At 46.8% G+C, this 18860-nt stretch carries 15 protein-coding genes; 5 read left to right on the top strand and 10 right to left on the bottom strand.

Annotated elements, in window-relative coordinates; all coding sequences use genetic code 11:
- The first annotated feature begins 110 nt into the window (after positions 1–110).
- Positions 111–716 carry a pyroglutamyl-peptidase I gene (locus tag ACJMM4_RS03915; protein ID WP_405379867.1) on the top strand — a complete coding sequence of 202 codons (606 nt, stop codon included), beginning with the start codon at positions 111–113 and terminating at the stop codon, positions 714–716.
- Here the strand turns inward: ACJMM4_RS03915 and pth are convergent, their stop codons facing one another.
- The 8 genes from pth to ispE all read right to left on the bottom strand — a co-directional run bounded on the left by pth (position 717) and on the right by ispE (position 7796).
- Positions 717–1334, bottom strand: a complete 618-nt coding sequence (gene pth, locus ACJMM4_RS03910) for an aminoacyl-tRNA hydrolase (RefSeq protein ID WP_405379865.1) — start codon at positions 1332–1334, stop codon at positions 717–719.
- On the bottom strand, positions 1331–2131 hold the full coding sequence (locus ACJMM4_RS03905) for a polysaccharide deacetylase family protein (protein WP_405379863.1): 801 nt from the start codon (positions 2129–2131) through the stop codon (positions 1331–1333). The genes pth and ACJMM4_RS03905 overlap by 4 nt, the downstream gene beginning before the upstream one ends.
- Before the next feature lie 52 nt (positions 2132–2183).
- Positions 2184–3143: a ribose-phosphate diphosphokinase gene (locus ACJMM4_RS03900; protein ID WP_405379861.1), complete on the bottom strand. Its 960-nt coding sequence runs from the start codon at positions 3141–3143 to the stop codon at positions 2184–2186.
- Between the two features lie 104 nt (positions 3144–3247).
- Entirely contained in the window at positions 3248–4618 is a 1371-nt protein-coding gene (gene glmU / locus ACJMM4_RS03895) for a bifunctional UDP-N-acetylglucosamine diphosphorylase/glucosamine-1-phosphate N-acetyltransferase GlmU (RefSeq protein ID WP_405379859.1), read from the bottom strand.
- Positions 4619–4630: 12 nt separating this feature from the next.
- The gene (purR, locus tag ACJMM4_RS03890; RefSeq protein ID WP_405383148.1) at positions 4631–5437 is read right to left on the bottom strand and encodes a pur operon repressor; all 807 of its coding nucleotides are present in this window, start codon (positions 5435–5437) and stop codon (positions 4631–4633) included.
- Positions 5438–5465: 28 nt separating this feature from the next.
- Positions 5466–6236, bottom strand: coding sequence for an NTP transferase domain-containing protein (locus ACJMM4_RS03885; protein ID WP_405381322.1), 771 nt, complete (start codon positions 6234–6236; stop codon positions 5466–5468).
- Positions 6236–6925: a GntR family transcriptional regulator gene (locus ACJMM4_RS03880; RefSeq protein WP_405381320.1), complete on the bottom strand. Its 690-nt coding sequence runs from the start codon at positions 6923–6925 to the stop codon at positions 6236–6238. Before ACJMM4_RS03880 ends, ACJMM4_RS03885 begins: the two co-directional genes overlap by 1 nt.
- A 1-nt stretch (position 6926) precedes the next feature.
- Complete coding sequence (gene ispE / locus ACJMM4_RS03875) at positions 6927–7796, bottom strand: 4-(cytidine 5'-diphospho)-2-C-methyl-D-erythritol kinase (RefSeq protein ID WP_405381318.1); 870 nt, start codon at positions 7794–7796, stop codon at positions 6927–6929.
- 231 nt (positions 7797–8027) lie between these two features.
- On the opposite strand from ispE, the gene ACJMM4_RS03870 reads away from it, so the two are divergent.
- Positions 8028–8936 (top strand): YitT family protein, encoded by a 909-nt coding sequence (locus tag ACJMM4_RS03870; RefSeq protein ID WP_405381316.1) that lies wholly within the window; start codon positions 8028–8030, stop codon positions 8934–8936.
- A gap of 225 nt (positions 8937–9161) precedes the next feature.
- On the opposite strand, the gene ACJMM4_RS03865 is transcribed toward ACJMM4_RS03870, so the two are convergent.
- Positions 9162–10616 (bottom strand): 4Fe-4S dicluster domain-containing protein, encoded by a 1455-nt coding sequence (locus tag ACJMM4_RS03865; RefSeq protein WP_405381314.1) that lies wholly within the window; start codon positions 10614–10616, stop codon positions 9162–9164.
- 342 nt (positions 10617–10958) lie between these two features.
- Between ACJMM4_RS03865 and ACJMM4_RS03860 the strand changes: the two genes are divergently transcribed.
- Together ACJMM4_RS03860 and ACJMM4_RS03855 are read left to right on the top strand one after the other, a co-directional pair.
- Positions 10959–13046, top strand: a complete 2088-nt coding sequence (locus ACJMM4_RS03860; protein ID WP_405381312.1) for a glutamine synthetase III — start codon at positions 10959–10961, stop codon at positions 13044–13046.
- A 155-nt stretch (positions 13047–13201) separates the two neighbouring features.
- On the top strand, positions 13202–14881 hold the full coding sequence (locus ACJMM4_RS03855) for an ammonium transporter (RefSeq protein WP_405381310.1): 1680 nt from the start codon (positions 13202–13204) through the stop codon (positions 14879–14881).
- 194 nt (positions 14882–15075) lie between these two features.
- On the opposite strand, the gene ACJMM4_RS03850 is transcribed toward ACJMM4_RS03855, so the two are convergent.
- Positions 15076–16299 (bottom strand): ATP-binding protein, encoded by a 1224-nt coding sequence (locus tag ACJMM4_RS03850; protein WP_405381308.1) that lies wholly within the window; start codon positions 16297–16299, stop codon positions 15076–15078.
- A 372-nt stretch (positions 16300–16671) separates the two neighbouring features.
- Here ACJMM4_RS03850 and ACJMM4_RS03845 point away from each other — a divergent pair, with 372 nt between their 5' ends.
- A complete protein-coding gene (locus tag ACJMM4_RS03845) occupies positions 16672–18264 on the top strand; it encodes a YadA-like family protein (protein ID WP_405383146.1) in 1593 nt (530 codons plus the stop codon).
- Positions 18265–18860 lie beyond the last annotated feature (596 nt).

Genomic DNA, 18860 nt, shown 5'->3' with positions numbered 1-18860 from the left:
CGAATATATAATTATCCCTAGTAAAATTTTGCTTGCAAAAATTTTTTTACAGGGATAGAATCAAAAGATAAGCTATGATAGCTATACTTTTTTGATTCGAGGTGCTCTTTATGCGTAAGCTGTTGGTGACAGGATTTGACCCTTTTGCCCACTATCAAGTGAATCCTTCTTGGAAGGTAGTACAAGTCCTTCCGGATGTTATTGGTGACTTTGAACTGCATAAATTGATGCTGCCCAACATCTACGACTTGGAAGACAGGATGCTGTTAGAACGTGCGCAAGAGTTGCAGCCTGATGTAATTCTGCTTACAGGTATGGATAGCGGTAGCAACCGCTTGCATATAGACACAGTAGCTGTAAACGTGCGTGATGCGCTAGTCGAAGATAACTTGGGGCGCAAGCCGTGGAACGAGCCTGTGGTCAAGAATGGCCCTGCAGCCTACTTTTCTACTTTGCCCGTCCATGAAATGGTACGCCAACTGCAGCAGGAAGGGTGCCATGTGCATATTGGCTATGCTACCGGGGGCTACGTCTGCAACGACGTGTTCTATACTGCCTGCCACCATTTTGCAGGCAGCAATACTTTGGTGGGCTTTGTACATATTCCTTTGCTTCCGGAAATGGTTTGGGATGAAAAAATAGCGCTGCCACTGGAAGAAAGCGTGGCAACGCTGGCAAAAATCATTCTTTGTTTATCGCAAATGACAGCTAAATAATTATTCAGCTTTAGGCGGTTCCTGGGCAGCGGGAGCCGCTTCTTTTTTGGGTTTCTTTTTATTGTGCTTGGTCATAACTTCTTCAATATCACCGGTTTTGATCCACAGCTCTAAAGCATCTGCCATTTCTTTTACTGCTTCTTCAATGGCAACTTTGTCTTCGCCTTGGAAAGCATGAAGCACATGGTTGATGACTGCTTTGTTGTTGCGGGCAGGATGGCCGATACCGATTTTGAAACGGGGGAAGTCGCCAGTACCCAAATGTTCAGTAATAGACTTGATACCGTTGTGACCACCGGCGCTGCCTTTACGGCGGATACGCAGCTGGCCTACGGGCATATCCATATCGTCTTGGATAACTGCAATATCTTCCGGGTCGATGTGGAAGAAGTTGGCATAAGCGCCGACAGCGATACCGCTAAGGTTCATGTAGGTGGTGGGTTTGATAATAATGATTTTTTCCGGAGCACGGTATTCAGTGTAGTAGGCATTGCGGTCTTCTTTGCCGAAGGTTACGCCGAGGCGCTTTGCCAGTTCGTCTACTACCATAAAGCCTATGTTATGGCGGGTGTTTTCGTATTCACGGCCGATATTGCCGAGGCCGACGATTAATTTCATTTATTTTCTCCTTTTAACAATTGATGTACGGTTACAAATTCATAGCCTTCGCTGCGCAGAGTATCGATAATCATGGCAGTGGCAGCGATGGTTTGGTCGCGGGGAGCTGTTTCTTTAGGGCTGTCGCCGTCGTGCAGCAGGACGATGGCACCAGGATAGGCATCGAAGCAGACGCGGTCGGCAATTTTTTTAGCGCCGGGGTTGGTCCAATCCCTAGGGATGACGCTCCAGTTAACAGCGGTTAGGTCTGCTTCCTGCAGGGCATTGAGAACCTGCCAGTCTTTGAAGCCGTGGGGCGGGCGCATGTAGCGGGGATTTTGCCCTGTAATTTCTTTTAGTACTTGCTTGCCATAGGCAATATTATTCGTTAAATCTGCTTTATTCAATTTCAGCAAATCTTGGTGGATACCTGCATGGAGCTCGATTTCGTGACCTTCTGCTTGGGCACGGCGTACCAAGTCCGGATAGCGGGCCGCGCTTTTACCTACAGTAAAGAAAGTGACAGGTACTTGTTTCTCCTTGAGCAAATCTAGCAGTTGATTGGTGTAAGGTGGATACGGCCCATCATCGAAGGTGAGGGCGATAAGCTTTTTTTCGCTTTGGGGCTTGTCGATGACCACATTGCCGTAAAAGCTGTTGTTGGGGAGCACTGCCAAAAGCAGTAGAATCCCGCTCAAGGTAAGGGCGCAGGCAGCACTGATGGCCGCTACTTTTTTCGGTAATTTGCCGAAGCGTCCCAACCACAGGATGGCAGTGGCTGCAAGGAAGCAAAGTAATAGTATGTAAAAAATTCTCATGATTAATTCAAAGAAAAAGGCTTGCCAGCGGCAAGCCTTTTATAGCAAGGACTTATTTCTTTACGTCAAAGAGTTGGCTTACGGACCAATCGTTGTAGATGCGCAGGATGGTTTCTGCTAAGATAGGAGCGATGGACAATACTTTAATCTTGGGATGCTTTTTAGCAGGAGCCAAGGGAATGGTATTGGTAACAACCAGCTCGGTAATATCGGATTGAGCGATGCGGGACAGAGCAGGATCGGTCAGGATGGGGTGAGTGCAGCAAGCATAAATCTCGTTAGCACCGAATTTCTTCAGAGCGCGAGCACCTTCGGTGAGGGAGCCTGCAGTATCAACCATATCGTCAACTACGATGCAGTTTTTGCCTTTTACATCGCCGATCAGGTTCATAACTTCTGCTACGCCGGGTTCAGGACGGCGTTTGTCAATAATAGCCAACGGGCAGTCGAGGATTTCCGCAAAGCCACGAGCACGGCTTACGCCGCCCAGGTCCGGGGAAACAACAACCATGTTGTCCAAGTTTTTGTTTTTAATGTATTCTGCCAACAGCGGGCCGCCGGGCATATGGTCAAAGGGGATGTTGAAGAAACCTTGGATTTGAGCTGCGTGCAAATCGATGGTTACAACACGGGTGATGCCTGCGGTTTCCAGCAGATCTGCCATCAATTTAGCAGTGATAGGTTCACGGCCGCGAGCTTTACGGTCTTGGCGTGCATAGCCATAGTAGGGGATTACAGCGGTGATGTGGTTAGCGCTAGCGCGTTTGAAAGCATCAGCCATAATCAAGAGTTCCATAACGTTATCGTTAACGATGGGGCCGCAAGTAGGTTGTACAATAAAGATATCCTTACCGCGAACGCTTTCGTTAATCATAACTTGGATTTCACCATTGTTAAAACGGTTAACAACGGAATCACCTACGGTAGTACCCAGATAAGCAGCAATTTCTCTTGCCAAGTCAGGGTTTGCATTACCGGTAAAGATTTTTAACTTATTTTCATCAGACAACATGTCCTATCCCTCCAAAATCCCAATAATTTTTCACTAAATAAAGGACTTACCTCTAAATTATTATACTAAAAAAATCACCGTTTAACAAGCAGTTTACACTTAGATTAGCTGTTTCTGTATTTTTCAGCCCAGCCTTCAATGTTTTTCTGTCTTGCACGGCCAATGCCCAGTGCATCTTCAGGCACTTCCTTGGTAATGGTGCTGCCGGCGCCGATGTAGGTGTTGGGGCCTACGGTGACGGGGGCAACCAAGTTGGTGTTGCAGCCAACAAAAGCATTGTCGCCGATAATAGTGCGGTGTTTTTTCTTGCCGTCGTAGTTAACGGTAATGCAGCCGCAGCCCATGTTAACGCCGCTACCGATGTCGCTGTCGCCGATGTAGGTCAGGTGGGGCAGTTTAGTGCCTTCGCCTACGTTGGAGTTTTTAACTTCTACAAAGTTACCAATTTTTACATGGTCGCTAATAACAGTGTCCGGGCGCAGATGTACGTAAGGACCTGCAGTAACGTGGTTCTTTACTTCGCAGTCATGGCCGTAGATAAATTGCAGGTGGCAGTCATCGCCAATTTTAACATTGGTGAAACGAGCGTTAGGCCCGATTTCGCAGTCTTCGCCGATTTCCGTGCTGCCTTCCAGCCAAGTGTAGGGGTAAATAACGGTATCGCGACCGATTTTTACGCTACCTTCGATAAAAGTGCTGGCAGGGTCCATAATGGTTACGCCTGCATCCATCAGCTTGTCTAAAATGCGTTGACGCATTACGCCTTCGGCAACGGAAAGTTGTTTACGGGAGTTGATGCCCATAACCATATCGCTGTCTTCGGTAATTACGCCGCCAACTTTTTTGCCTGCTGCGTTGAGTTTTTCCAAAACGTCGGTCAGGTAGTATTCGCCTTGGGCGTTGTTATTGGTTAAGGTAGCAAGAATATCAAACATCAGCGGACATTCCATGCAGTAAATGCCGGTATTGATTTCTTTGATAGCCTTTTGTGCTTCTGTAGCATCTTTTTGCTCCACAATGCCTTGGACATTGCCGTCAGCATCGCGGATAATACGGCCGTAGCCAAAGGGGTCGTCCATGATAGCAGTGAGGACGGTGGCTGCTGCACCGCTAGCCTTGTGGGCTTCGCAGAACTTTTTCAGTTCTTCGCCATCCAGCAGCGGGGTATCGCCGCAGAGGATGAGGGCGGTACCGGTGAAACCTTGCAGTGCTTCCGCAGTCTGCATAACAGCGTGACCGGTGCCTAATTGTTCAGCTTGCAAAGCGATTTTGCCTTGGTCGCCGACCATAGCCTCTACCAATTCAGCCTCGTGGCCTACAATAACAACTTTTTCGTCACAGCCTGCAGCTGTGGCAGCATCAATAACGTGCTGCAGCATGGGTTTGCCGCCTACTTTGTGCAGCACCTTGGGGTATTTGCTGCGCATACGGGTACCCTTGCCTGCAGCAAGGATTACAGCTACTAAATCAGACATGTATATTCCTCCTCAAGAAATCTCTATTTTGACAACCTTGTTTTCTTCATCCACATGGTGGAGGGTAAAGAGGGTTGTGTAGTCATCCACTAATTTACGTTCAGGCAGGGCAGTGGCAATCAAAAAAGTCTGGCCTACAACCTGGGCACCAACTTCGTGAGCCAGTGCCTGCATACCGCGGGCAGTACCGCCGCCCTTCATAACATCGTCCACAATAAGGACGCGGCTATCGGGCTGCAGGGCGCGTTTGGGCATAGCCATAGTCTGAATGGTTCTGTTGGAACCGCTGACATAGTTGATGTTGACAGTGGAGCCTTCGGTAATATCGCTTTTGTGGCGGGCGATTACCAAGGGCACATTAAAAGCCCGGGCAACCTGCATAGCCAAAGGAATACCGCTGGTTTCCACGGTCATAATGCAGTCCGGGTCTAAAGGTCTCAGCCTGTCCATGATGATTTCCCCTAAGCGGACAACGGTTTCAGGATGGCACAATAAATCCGTGGTGTAGAGCATGCCTCCGGGGAGAACGCGTTCCGGAGCGGAAAGCTTTTGGGCAATATCCTCCAAAAAGGCACGGTCATCCTCTTCACGGTGGCCGGGGATAAAGCGCACGCCTCCTGCTGCACCGGAAAGAGTTTCTACGCGGCCTAGGCCGTACATTTCCAAACCGGATTTAACAGCTAAAACATCTTCGCTGAGGGTGGATTTGGCGATTTCAAATTGTTTGCAAAAATAGGAAAACGAAAATAAGCGATAGGGGTGATCGGCTAAAAGCTTGCTGAGAGCAACTACTCTCTCAATTCGTTTTGCTTTACCCATTGGTTTATTCCCTTCAATCTATAAAAAATTAACGTTGTAAGTATTTTTCTGCTAAAAGCAAGTCTGCAGGCTTGTCTACGTCCATGCCGATCCCGGCGTGTTCCGTGATAATAGCCTTGCTATCCATTTCCATAATGGTAGAGAAACGTTTTTCGGCATCTGCTACGGAGAGCATACGAAAAAGCGCTTTCAAAACAAAACTCCAGCCCAGCCAATTTGCCAAGCCTAAAGGTGATTTGCGCAAGGCAAAAATTTCCTTGGCTTTTTGTTGGCCGCGGGGGATAACGTCCTTGGCTACCAACATCATGTTGCCGCCGGTAAAAATGCCGTCGCGCAAGCTACCATAGGTACGCTTAGCCCCGGGAAAAAGCTTTTGGCAGGCTTCCTTGGGGATGATGGGGTAGTACAGCTGTCCGGAAGGATAAGCTGCGCATTGCTCCAGAAAATCACGAATACCTGCACCTGTTACCAAGGGGATGTCGTCGCATACGCCTAGCATTTTCTCACTGCCTGCGTCGCCAAAATAGCGGGCAGCGGCATAAGCTGTAGCTGGCAGATCTCCTTTCGCAGCGCAAAGTCCCACGCCTTCGGGCAGGGTGCCTTCCAACTGCGCTAAAGCCCCCGGGGATGCAGCTACTACAATACGGCCGATACTGCCGCTTTGTTGCAGGGCGTCGATAATGTAATCAACCATTCTGCGTCCGCCGAGAGGGGCAAGACAGCGAAATTCGGTGCCACAGGCTTCCTTCAGCCAAGGGCTGCGTCCGCCTGCTAAGATGACTGCATCTATTAAAGCCATTATCTTGCCTTCTTCACGTGTTCAGTCAAAGAGCGCATCAAGGTATGTTCAGCGTTTTCAATGTGAACGCGGGCTGCGTGTTGAGCACGTTCCACATCGCGGGAAGCAATAGCGTCCACCAGATTGCGGTGTTCGTCCATAGTTTCTACCAGACGGCCGGGATAGCTCATGGAACGGCCGCGGATGCCGGTCAGCTGCTCGCGCAGGTTGTTGATAATGCTGCGCAGGCGTTCGTTACGGCTGGCGGTATAGAGTACATCGTGGAAAGCGGTGTCCACTTCTACGATTTTATTAATATCCATGTTGGCTACGTGTTGACCGATTTCATGGAGGTACACATTCAATGTTTCCAGTTCTTCATCGGTAATACGTTCTGCAGCAAGACCTGCTGCCAAAACGTCCAAGCTGGTACGCACTTCGTAGATTTCCGTAATATCTTTAATGGAGATATCTGCTACGTAGGTGCCGCGGCGGGGAATCATAACTACAAAGCCTTCCAGTTCCAGTTTACGGATAGCTTCGCGCACGGGGGTGCGGCTTACGCCCATTTCGTCAGCCAGCTGGATTTCCATCAAGCGTTCGCCGGGACTAAAGGTACCGTCGATAATAGCTTGACGGATGTTTTCACAGACTAGCTCGCGCAAGGGCTTGTAGCTGTCCAATTTTATCGGTTGCAAATGTCCTGACATATTATTTTATCCTCCCTACGGTGGTAGTAATGGCGGTTTCTACATCGAAACTGCCTAGTGCTTCTATAATTTTTGCCGCTGTTTCCTGATCGGGCGCCAAGGCGAAGACCGTGGGGCCGCTACCGCTCATCAGGGCGTAGTAGGCACCTGCGGAAAGCATGGCTGCCTTGATGGAGGCAATAACGGGGTTAGCGGGAATAGTAACTGTTTCTAATACGTTGCCCATATAGGGGACTAAAGCAGGGGCGCCTTGGGCAAGCCTGTCTTCCAGCTGCCAAATGCAAGGAGCGTGGACGACACGACCTTTGTCATAGTGTTGGTATACCCACGCAGTGGAAACTTCCAAACCTTTGGGCTTAGCCAAAACAACGATGGCTTCCGGCAAATCCGCCAGTTTGGTGAGCACTTCGCCACGACCTGTAGCCAACATGGTACCGCCTTCGATGCAGAAGGGAATGTCGCTACCTAAAAGGGCTGCAAGGCTTTCCAACTCATGGTTTTCCAAATGCAGCTGCCAATATTTGTTGAGTCCGCGCAAAACTGCAGCAGCGTCAGCGCTACCGCCGGCAAGACCTGCTGCCATAAAAATTTTTTTCTTCAGGGCAATGTGAACGTTCGGAATAATGTCCGCATGCTTAGCTAAAAGGGCTGCTGCTCTGTAAGCAAGGTTATCCGGTCCGCAGCTAAGGCCGGGCATATCTACGGAAATAGTGATGGTATTAGGTCCATTGCCTTCGCTGATAATGACTTCGTCGCAAAGTCCCACGCTCTGCATAATCATGCTGACTTCGTGGTAACCATCATCACGGCGTCCGATGATATCAAGACCGAGATTGATTTTGGCATAAGCCGTTTCTTTAACTGTTTGCATACTTGTCCACCTGCCTCTAAATGTATACAGTATTATTTTATACTGCTTTAGTCTGTATAGCAAGTTTTTTTCGAACGTTCGGAAGAAGAATTTGCATTTCCTTTGGTTTTTGAGGAGTTACGTGTAAAGCTTATTTAAAATTCCGGCAATTCAGGTTGCTTTTTCTGATGGTAACAGGCTATAATATCTACTAAATTGAGATTTGTTATGTGTTTCTTTAGGAGGCAGAAAATGACTGATATGAAAGCGATTTACAAACAGTTGGCGTTTCACTACTTTATGGTGACGCTGGGGTGCATTATTATGGGCGTGGCTTTGAATGTGTTCTATATGCCCAATAAGATGCTTAGCGGTGGTATTGGCGGCGTAGCGGTTTTGGCGTACTACATTGCAGGGCTGCCCATGGGCGCTACCAGCTTGCTGTGTAATGTGCCTTTGTTTTTCTTGGCTTATAAATATATGGACCGCCAATATACGATTAGTGCTTTGTACGGCATTGTGGCGTTTTCCGTTTCTTTGGATGCTTTCCACTTTTTGTCCGAGTATACGGTGGTTCATGACAAGCTGCTAGCGTGTATCGCCGGTGGTGTACTCTACGGTATTGGCGCTGCCTGTATGTATCGAGTAGGCGGCTCCAGCGGTGGTACGGATATTATTGGCGCGATTATTCAGAAGAACTATTCCATCAGCATCAGCACCACAGGTTTTATTTTTAACCTGATGCTTTTGGCTGCCAGCATAACTTTCTTTGGTATTGAACCTGTGCTGTACACATTGTTTACTTTCTTCGTAATGACCAAGACCTGTAATACCTTCACCATTGGCTTTGACTATAAGAAAAATATTATCATTATCAGCAATCAGCACCATGAGATTGCGGAAGAGATTATTAAGGTGGTTGGCCGTGGCGTTACCTATCTCCATGGCGAGGGCGCTTTTACCCACCAAGGGCGCGAGGTGCTTTTCGTAGTGGCAAAGCTGACGCAGTTGGCGAAGATCAAGGCTATTTGTAAGAAGATTGACCCTGATGCGTTTATGATTATCCATGATGTTAACGACGTTTTTGGCAGGGGCTTTACGCTGAAGGCGTCCGGTCCTAACTGTCCCCGTCCTAAATTTCCGCCTGAAGACAAAAAATAAGGCTGTGACTTATGGTCGTACTATACATATCCCCGACTCACTAGCGATTTTTTAACGCTCATTTCGTGCAGAATCACAACGAAGATTCGCGGCCGATCTTGTTCGTAAAAGGATTTACGTTTCGGTTCGCTTCACTTCAGTGATTCTAAGCACTCATAAGCTAAAATCGCAAATGCTTCGTCTGGGGATATGATAGCAGCGACTAATGTCACAGCCTTTTAGTTTTTATTTAACGTGGTCTCCGTCTGTAGTCTGTTGGTTGGGTGCTGCTTCAGCGTATCTGTTCAATGCTACTTTGGTAACGCGGAAGTCGCCTACAGTGCCTGGGCCGTCCAAACAGCCGTTGGGGCAGGCCATGCCTTCTAAGTAGCTGCAGTCCAGCTTGCCTGCAGCGGCATCCTCTACGGATTTCTTGCAATTGTCCAAGCCGCTGGCGTAGTGTGCCAAGCGCACATTGCCGCCTAAAGCGGCGACAGTGTCATTAACTGCTGCGGTAACGCCTGCAGTCAGGGGGAAGCCCAAGCCTAGCTTAGAGGCTTCACGTTCGTATGCGCCTACAGGTTGGTCGGCAAAGCGGATGTCCCTGCCTTCCAGCATGCACTGCAGTTCTTCAAAGGTCAGCACGTAGTCGATAACATCGCTGTGTTCGCGGGCTTCGTTCTTTTTGGCGATGCAGGGGCCGATGAAGACGGTAATAGCGCTGGGCTTTCTGCTCTTAACATAGCGGCCGGTGGAAATCATGGGGGAGTCGGTTTCGCTGACATAGGCTGCAGCTTGGGGAATCTGGGTTTTAACCAGCTTGACAAAAGCAGGACAGCAGGAGCTGGTCATAAACTTTTGCTCTGCAGGAACTTTTTCGATATATTCTTTAGCTTCTTTGACAGCAGTAATGTCGGCACCGATGCCGACTTCAACTACGTCGGCAAAGCCTGCTTTTTTCAGAGCGCTGTAGATTTGTCCCATGGTAATCTTTAAACCATATTGACCGACAATGGAAGGCGCAACCAAGGCGACTACATGGCGGTTGTCCTTAATGGCAGTGATAACGCGGACAATGTTGCTACGTTCATCAATAGCGCCGAAGGGGCAGGCGTTGCGGCAGGCACCGCAGGCAACGCATTTTTCGTGGTCGATAACAGCCTTGCGGTCGGAGCCGATGCTGATGGCGCCAAGTGCGCAAGCACGGACACAGGGACGGTGGATTTCAATAATAGCGCCATAGGGGCATACCTGTTTGCATTTGCCGCATTCTATGCATTTGTTGCGGTCGATGAAGGCTCTGTCCTGAACCAGGGAAATAGCTTTCTTAGGGCAGTTGTTCATGCATTTATGGGCGATGCAGTGACGGCAGACATCGGTTACATAGTAGGCATCAATGGGGCATTGGTCGCAGGCTGCAGGGAGCACGTCGATCAAAGGCAGGTCTTTGCGCTCCGGTTCGTGCATGGTCTTTTTGGAAGCCTCGATAATGTTTTCCTTACATTCCTGCCCCAGCGCCATATCGATACGGTTTTTCAAAACGGCTCTTTCCTTATACACGCAGCAGCGATAGCGGGGAGTGTCGTCCTGTACTTCTTGCAGAATATCATAAACATGGTCAATGAGCACGTCGTTCCAAGTGTAGCGGGACAGATGCTCTAGTACCATACGTCTTAACTGAGCAACAGCGGTTAATTCCATATAGTTTCCTCCTCGTGGCAACGGATTATGGTCACGTACAATAATACCTTTATAAAATTCTGCGTCAGTAGCTAAAATCCTGCGTGGAGGAAGGCAAAGAAAAAATTTAAAATTTTTTGCTTTACCCCCTTTACAAATCGCTAATGTAGCCGTATAATAATCGCATAAAGCAACAACGTTGTTGTTGGATGGAAAACATCCAAACTGCGTTGTTGCTTTTTCGTTTTACAGGCTAGAAAAAGAAGATAACTGTAAACTGAAAAATAATGTTTTATTTTTGAGGGGGCTTACGTAAAAGTAAACCCAGGGATTCTCAAAAGAGAAATTAGGGAGGTTTTACAAATGACTGAGGTTCAAAAATTATTCGGTAGTTTAGTGTTCAACGAAACTGTTATGAAAGACCGTCTGCCGACCGCAACCTATAAAGCTTACAAGGCTGCTGTTCTTGAAGGCTCTCCGTTAAACCTGGAAATCGCAAATATTATTGCTAACGCTATGAAAGATTGGGCTTTGGAACATGGCTGCACCCATTTCACCCACTGGTTCCAACCCATGACCGGTATTACTGCTGAAAAGCATGAAAGCTTCATTTCTCCTACTGCTGAAGGCCGTGTAATCATGGACTTCTCCGGTAAAGAATTGATTCAAGGCGAACCTGATGCTTCCAGCTTCCCGTCCGGCGGCCTGCGTGCTACCTTTGAAGCTCGTGGCTATACCGCATGGGACCCCACTAGCTACGCTTTCATTAAAGATAACTGCTTGTGCATCCCCACCGCGTTCTGCTCCTACACCGGTGATGTACTGGATAAAAAGACTCCGCTGCTGCGCTCCATGAATGCAGTAAGCAAAGCAGCTTGCAACATCTTGAAAATTTTCGGTATCGACACTGTCCGCGTAAACAGCACTGTTGGTCCTGAACAAGAATATTTCCTGGTTGATAAAAAAATGTGGGAGAAACGTAAAGACTTGGTATACTGCGGGCGTACCTTGTTCGGTGCTAAATCTCCTCGTGGCCAGGAATTGGACGACCATTACTTTGGCATCATTAAACAAAGAGTTTTGGCTTTCATGAAAGATTTGGACGAAGAATTGTGGAAACTGGGCGTTCTTGCTAAAACCGAGCATAACGAAGTTGCTCCTGCTCAACACGAACTGGCTCCTATCTTCTCCTCCACTAACGTTGCTTCCGACCACAACCAATTAATGATGGAATTCATGAAACGCGTTGCTCTCCGTCATGGTCTTGTTTGCCTGCTCCATGAAAAACCCTTTGATGGTGTAAACGGTAGCGGCAAACATAACAACTGGTCTTTGGCTACGGAAGAAGGCATGAACCTGCTGGATCCTGGCAAAGAACCCTACAAGAACCTCCGCTTCTTGACTTTCTTGGCAGCTATTCTGAAAGCTGTTGATGAATACCAAGATCTGCTCCGTGTATCCGTAGCAAGCGCAGGCAACGATCATCGCCTGGGCGCTAACGAAGCTCCTCCGGCAATCGTTTCCGTATTCCTGGGTACTGAGCTGACTGCAGTTTTGGAAGCTATTGCAGCTGATAAAGTTTACAACGGCAGCCCGGAAACCTACATGAAGATCAGCGATGACACCATTCCTGCATTGGTTAAAGATAATACTGATAGAAACCGTACTTCTCCCTTTGCTTTCACCGGCAACAAGTTCGAATTCCGTATGCTGGGCAGCATGTTCTCCATTTCCGGTCCTAACATCGTTTTGAACACCATCGTTGCTAAAGAGTTGGATGAATTTGCGGAGAAATTAGCAGATGCTCCCGATCTGGAAGCTGCAGTATATGATCTGGTTAAAGAAACCTACTTGGCTCATAAACGCATTGTCTTCAACGGCAACGGCTACACCGATGAATGGGTTGAAGAAGCAGAGAAACGTGGTCTGCTGAACCTGAAATCCACTCCGGAAGCTATTCCTTATTTGGCAGCAGAAAAGAATGTTGAACTGTTCAGCAAATATCATATCTTTACTGAATCCGAAGTTAAATCCCGTGTGGAAATCCTCTTGGAAAACTACAGCACCGTAATCGGTATCGAAGCAGCAACTGCCCTGGAAATGTTCCATAAGGATATTCTTCCGGCAATCAGCGCTTACAACAGCGATTTGACCAAGGCTGTTCTGGATAAAAAGGCAGCAGGCATCAGCGCAGGCTTTGAAAGCGAGTTGGCAGACAAGCTGAGCAAGTTGGGTGCAGAAATGTACGCAACCAGCGTTAAACTGGATGCTGATTTGAAGGCAGCAGGTGACATCGAATGCAGCAAGAAACAAGCTGAATTCTACCATGACGTAGTTCTGGAAGATATGACCGCTCTCCGTGCAGCAGTTGATGCAGCTGAAGCACTGACCGGTGGCAAGTATCTGCCCTATCCTACTTATGGCGAACTGCTCTATGGTGTAAACGAGTAAGCAAAGCTTTAAATTAGTAACCGATACACAATGAGGTGTATCCCGCAAGGGGTACGCCTCTTTTCTTTTCCTAAACAGACCAAAAGAGTGCCTGTAAAAATTCCATGCAGCGTGCATGATTAATAAAGAAGAAAAAATTTTGAGGGGTGACTATTATGGATAAATATGTATCCGTCGACACTATATGGGTACTCATTGGTGCTTTCCTAGTATTTTCTATGCAGCCTGGTTTCGCTATGGTAGAAACCGGTTTTACCAGAGCTAAAAACGCAGCCAACATCGTTATGAAGAACGTTATGGATATGGCCCTTGGTTCCATCGTCTTTTGGATTTTAGGCTTTGGCTTGATGTTTGGTGAAGACATTGGCGGTATTATTGGTGCACCGGACTTTTTCGTAACCGGTGACTATGGTGCAAGCTATCCTTCTACCGCGTTCTTTATCTTCCAAACAATGTTCTGCGCAACCGCAGCAACCATTGTTTCCGGTGCTATGGCAGAACGTACCAACTTCCTAGTATATTGCATTTATAGCGTTATTATCAGCGCAATTGTTTATCCTATCAGCGGCCACTGGATTTGGGGCGGCGGCTGGTTAGCAGAAATGGGCTTCCATGATTTTGCAGGCTCCACTGCAGTACACATGGTTGGCGGCGTTGCTTCCTTAATCGGTGCTAAAATGATTGGTGCCCGTATTGGTAAATACAACGAAGACGGCAGCGTAAACGCAATCCCCGGTCACAGCATTCCTCTTGGTGCTTTAGGCGTCTTCCTCCTGTGGTTTGGTTGGTTCGGTTTCAACGGTGCTTCCACCGTTTGTGCAACCGGTGATGATACCCTGGTTTCCATGGGCATGATCTTTATTACCACTAACATGGCAGCTGCAGCAGGTGCAACTGCAACCATGATTTACACTTGGTGCCGTTATGGTAAACCCGATGTTTCCATGACTCTGAACGGCGTTTTGGCAGGCTTGGTAGCAATCACCGCAGGCTGCGACGTTGTTAGCCCTGCAGGTGCTTTGATTATCGGCTTGGCAGCAGGCGTTCTGGTTGTTGTAGCAGTTGAATTCTTTGACCAGACTTTGAAGATTGATGACCCTGTTGGTGCAATTTCCGTACACGGTGTTTGCGGTGCCTTTGGTACCATCGTAACCGGTCTCTTTGCTCTTGACGGCGGCCTGTTCTACGGTGGCGGTACCGATTTCCTGGTAACTCAAATCATCGGCGTTGTAACTGTTGCAGTTTATGTGGCAATTGCTATGACTGTAGTCTTTACTGTATTGGACAAAATCTTTGGTCTGCGTGTAAGCGAGCAGGAAGAAATCAAAGGCTTGGATATGGAAGAACATGGCTTGATGAGCAGCTATGCGGACTTTATGCCCACTGTTGAAGAACTGCCTTCCGTTACTACTACCTATGTAGCTCCTGCAGCTGTAACTGCTCCCTCCAGCAAAGTTGCTAGCGATCGTCCAAAGATGAGCAAGGTTTGCATCATTACTTCTCAAACACGTTTCGAAGCATTGAAGGTTGCTTTGGATAAATTGGGTATTACCGGTATGACTGTTACCAAGGTTTTGGGTTATGGCATCCAAAAGGGTCAAACCGAGATGTATCGTGGTGCTGAGGTTGCAGCACACCTGCTGCCTAAGGTAAAGGTAGAAATGATTGTTTCTGCAATTCCTGTAGCTGATGTAGTTAACACTGCTAAGGCAGTGCTGTACACCGGTAAATATGGCGATGGTAAGATCTTCGTTTACGATGTAGAAGATGTTATCAAGATCCGCACCGGCGAAACCGGCTACGATGCTCTCCAAGATTATCCTATGGAAGGTTAATAAATTTGCTTCTCCCTAATTACTCCCTAATATAAGGAAAACCTCCAAAGAGTGTCCATACAATGATGTTTGGAACATTCTGCGGAGGTTTTCCTTTTGTGTTTTTGTGGGGCTGCGAAGAAAAAGTGTGGTAAATTGATCTGAATTGAAGGCTATATTCCTGTAGTACATGCAGCTATAATGTTCACCGCACATTAAATCATCCAAATTGGAACAATGTAGTTGTCCTTATCAATGGCACTCAGCTCTGGCTTCATGCAGAGGATAGCCCCTTTAGATCTTGGAACAGAGGACTTGTCCAACAAGGAGAAAATCTTAGTCAATTCTGTGCCGGGGTTGGAAGTCTTCTTAATTTCAAGAGGATTAAGTACTCCGTCATGTTCTAACACTATATCTATTTCTTTAGCGTCTTTGTCACGATAATAGTACATCAAAGGTTTCTGTCCGCAGTTCATATAAGTTTTAGCTATCTCAGACACAACGTAATTTTCCAAAATTGCACCGTTCATAGCACCTCTTTCAAGGGTTTGCGGACTACTCCAACGGGTTAAATAACAAACTAAACCTGTATCGTAGAAATAAAGCTTGGGAGTTTTTACAAGCCTTTTGAGCAAATTGTTGGAGTATGGATGTAAATAGAAGATAATGCCTAAAGTTTCTAAAATACCAAGCCAATTTTTAGCCTGTACTTGATTTATATCAGCATCACGAGCTATTTCAGCTACGTTGAGCATCTGGCTACATCTAGCAGCTACTGCTGTAATAAAGCGGAGAAATTTAAGAGAATCAATGGCTTCGGCAAGTTCCTTAACATCTCTTTCAATGTATGTAGTAAGATAGCTACTATAAAAAATATTACTGTTACTACTATTACCACTAACGATTGCAGGCATGGAACCCTTAAAAATACGTTCAAAGATGGCTTCTGTATCGGCAACGATTCTTTCATCTTTACGTTTAAGCAACGATTCTAAATCAATGCTAAAGGGTTCCATCCTGCCATTACTGATTTCTGCTTGGGAAAGGGTTGTCATGGATAATACCGCAACCCTTCCGGCAAGGGATTCCTGCACGCCACGCATTAATTTGAATACTTGGGAACCGGTTAGCCAAAATGCACCGGGAGCATGGTTTTTATCCACATTTATTTTGATGTATGTGAAAAGTTCAGGAGCATATTGTACTTCATCGATTAATACAGGAGGTTTATGCAGTTGTAAAAAAAGTTCAGGATCGGTTTTTGCCAAGTTCCTTTCGTTAAGGTCGTCTAAAGAAACATATCCTCTGTCGGTGCCTTCCATTAACTTTTGTAACATAGTTGTTTTGCCAACTTGTCTTGGCCCGGTCAGAAGTACGACAGGATATTCTTTTGTGACTTGTTCAACTACTGATTCTAGATTTCGATAAATATAATTCATAAGAGCACTTCCTTCGGCTAATTCTTAATCTGATTATATTTTAGCCGAAGAGAAGTGGCTGGTCAATGGATTTTTCGGCTAATCTATATTCTGATTGTATTTTAGCCGAAAAAATGTGGCTGCAAAACAGCTCTTGCGAAGAAAAAGTGTGCCTTGGCACGGAAATTTTTCGTTGAATGTTGCTGTATATTCTAAAAAGTGTAAAAAGCAATACAGTTCATTAAAGTAGAAACAAAAAACGCAATGATTAAAACGTTACTCCTTGTTTTTTTTTTTTGAGACTTTTGTATAATGAGGGCGTAAAGAGATGCTCCTGTTTTAGACTGGGCATTTTGGATAGTGATCGTGAAATTATACGAAAGGGTGGTTCTTATGAAAAAAACATTGGCGAAAAAGGTATTGATGAGTGTTCTGGCGGGGTCTTTGTTGATGACAAGCAGTGCGGCGTTTGCTGAAGGTAAGTTTACAAAACCCGTGGGTTCGTTTTATTGTAACGGCATAGGTATCTCTTTAGTTGGAACGGACCAAACAAAACAAGCTGTTGCAGTACTCTCAAATGACATTGCTGTTGGTTTTCAGGCTAAGGCTGATGGTAATGGTGCTAAATATAATGCTATAGCAATTGGTGCTAACTCTATTGCTACTGGTGGGGTTGCAATTGGCCAAGAGGCTAACTCAGAAAATGGTATTGCTTTAGGCGTGCAAGCAGATGCAGATAGTGAAGGTATTGCTGTTGGTAATGGAGCTGAGTCAGACGGAGGTATTGCACTTGGTAAAGGTACAAAGGCAACGGATGAAGGTTCTGGTGTAGCGTTGGGTAATAATGCTGCATCCGCGGGCGGTATTGCTATTGGCGGTGATTTTGGTGTGTATACACCTGCAGCACAAGCCAGTGGTCATACAACAGTTGCTATTGGCACCAGTGCTACAACAGTTGACAAGACAGGTGAAACTGCAGTTGGCGCGACATATGCAACTGCTGTGGGTTATGGTGCAACGGCAAATAAGAATGATTCCACTGCTATTGGTAGCAGTGCTAAAGCAGTTGCGAAAGATGCAACTGCAGTTGGCTATAAGGCTCAAGCAACTGAAGAAAGCGCGACAGCGTTTGGCAGTGGGGCAGAAGCAACTGGGCGGTACAGCGTAGCCATTGGTGCATGGTCTAAAGCTAATGAAGACAATGTGGTAAGTTTTGGTAACGAATACCGGAAACGTAGGTTGACTAATGTTGCGGCTGGTAAAAATAATTATGATGCAGTAAATGTTGGACAGTTAAAAAATACTTTAATTGGTAGCGAAGGAACAGACGGCAAATTAATTGCTGACGAATTAGCAAATGCTTACGGCACAGATACTATTTTACAAGGTAAAACTTCTGTTACTGCTGCGGATCTAGCATTGGCAGATGCAATTCGAAACATTAGTACAACTGGCTCTGTTGATGGTGTTCATAAGGACCAATTAGAGGCTGAAACTAAGGCTCGTGAAGAAGCAGATAAACAGATTAATACTAGAGTAGATGGCGTAGAGCAAAATGTTGCGGGGGTTAAGCAAGACTTAAACAAATTGGGAAACCGCTTGGATAAGGTTGGTGCAGGTGCTGCTGCTTTGGCTGCTCTGAACCCGCTGGAATACGATCCCGATGATAAGCTTACCTTCTCTGCAGGCGTAGGCAATTACAGTGGCGAAACTGCTGCCGCAATTGGTGCTTTCTATCGTCCCAACGAAAAGTTTATGATTAGCATGGCCGGCAGCATGGGCAATGGCGAAAACATGGTTAACATGGGCTTGTCCATTGGTTTGGATGGTGCTAAAGGCATGCCTAGACTGAGCAAACGGGAAATGGCACAAAAGATTGATGAGCTGAGCGCACAAAACGAAGCTTTGACTGCTAAGAACGCTGCTATTGAAGCAGAGGTTGCTGAACTGAAAGCAATGGTTGCGCAGTTGGCTGCTAAGAAATAATAATATTGTCTAATTTGAACTCCGCCTAGAGTACGGTGCTACCGTGCTTTGGGTGGAGTTTTTTTTATGGGGGCAATCCGAAAGTGTCTTGGCTCTCCCTGGGGAGAGCTGTCAGTGAGCGAAGCGAACTGACTGAGAGGGGACTGTGTCACTTTTTCTCGTGGGTGAGAAAAAGTAACCAAAAAGAACCCTAAGCCGCTTGCAGGATTCCGGTTACTAGAAGTAACGCACGCATGGAGAGCTACATTTACGGGAGGAGTTCTTGCTTTAGAGGTTTGTACGCTCTTGCGCGTGCGAAGGGATGTGTCCGTTGCTGGCGCAATGTGTGCAAACATCATCTGCTACTGTGGCCGTAATCCGTTCCTGTCTGCGCGGCGCGTGCTGGCGACATTCTTGGCTCCCTCTTGGAGGGAGCTGGCAAGCGTGCCGCTAAAGCGGTGCGCTTGACTGAGGGAGCGTTGTATTTTGTCACTTTTTCTCGCGGGTGAGAAAAAGTAACCAAAAAGAACCCTAAGCCGCTTGCAGGATTCCGGTTACTAGAAGTAACGCACGCATGGAGAGCTACATTTACGGGAGGAGTTCTTGCTTTAGAGGTT

It is taken from the genome of Phascolarctobacterium sp. (assembly GCF_045124115.1).
In the GTDB taxonomy this organism is placed as follows: domain Bacteria; phylum Bacillota; class Negativicutes; order Acidaminococcales; family Acidaminococcaceae; genus Phascolarctobacterium_A.
This window is presented reverse-complemented; position numbering and strand designations above follow the sequence as displayed.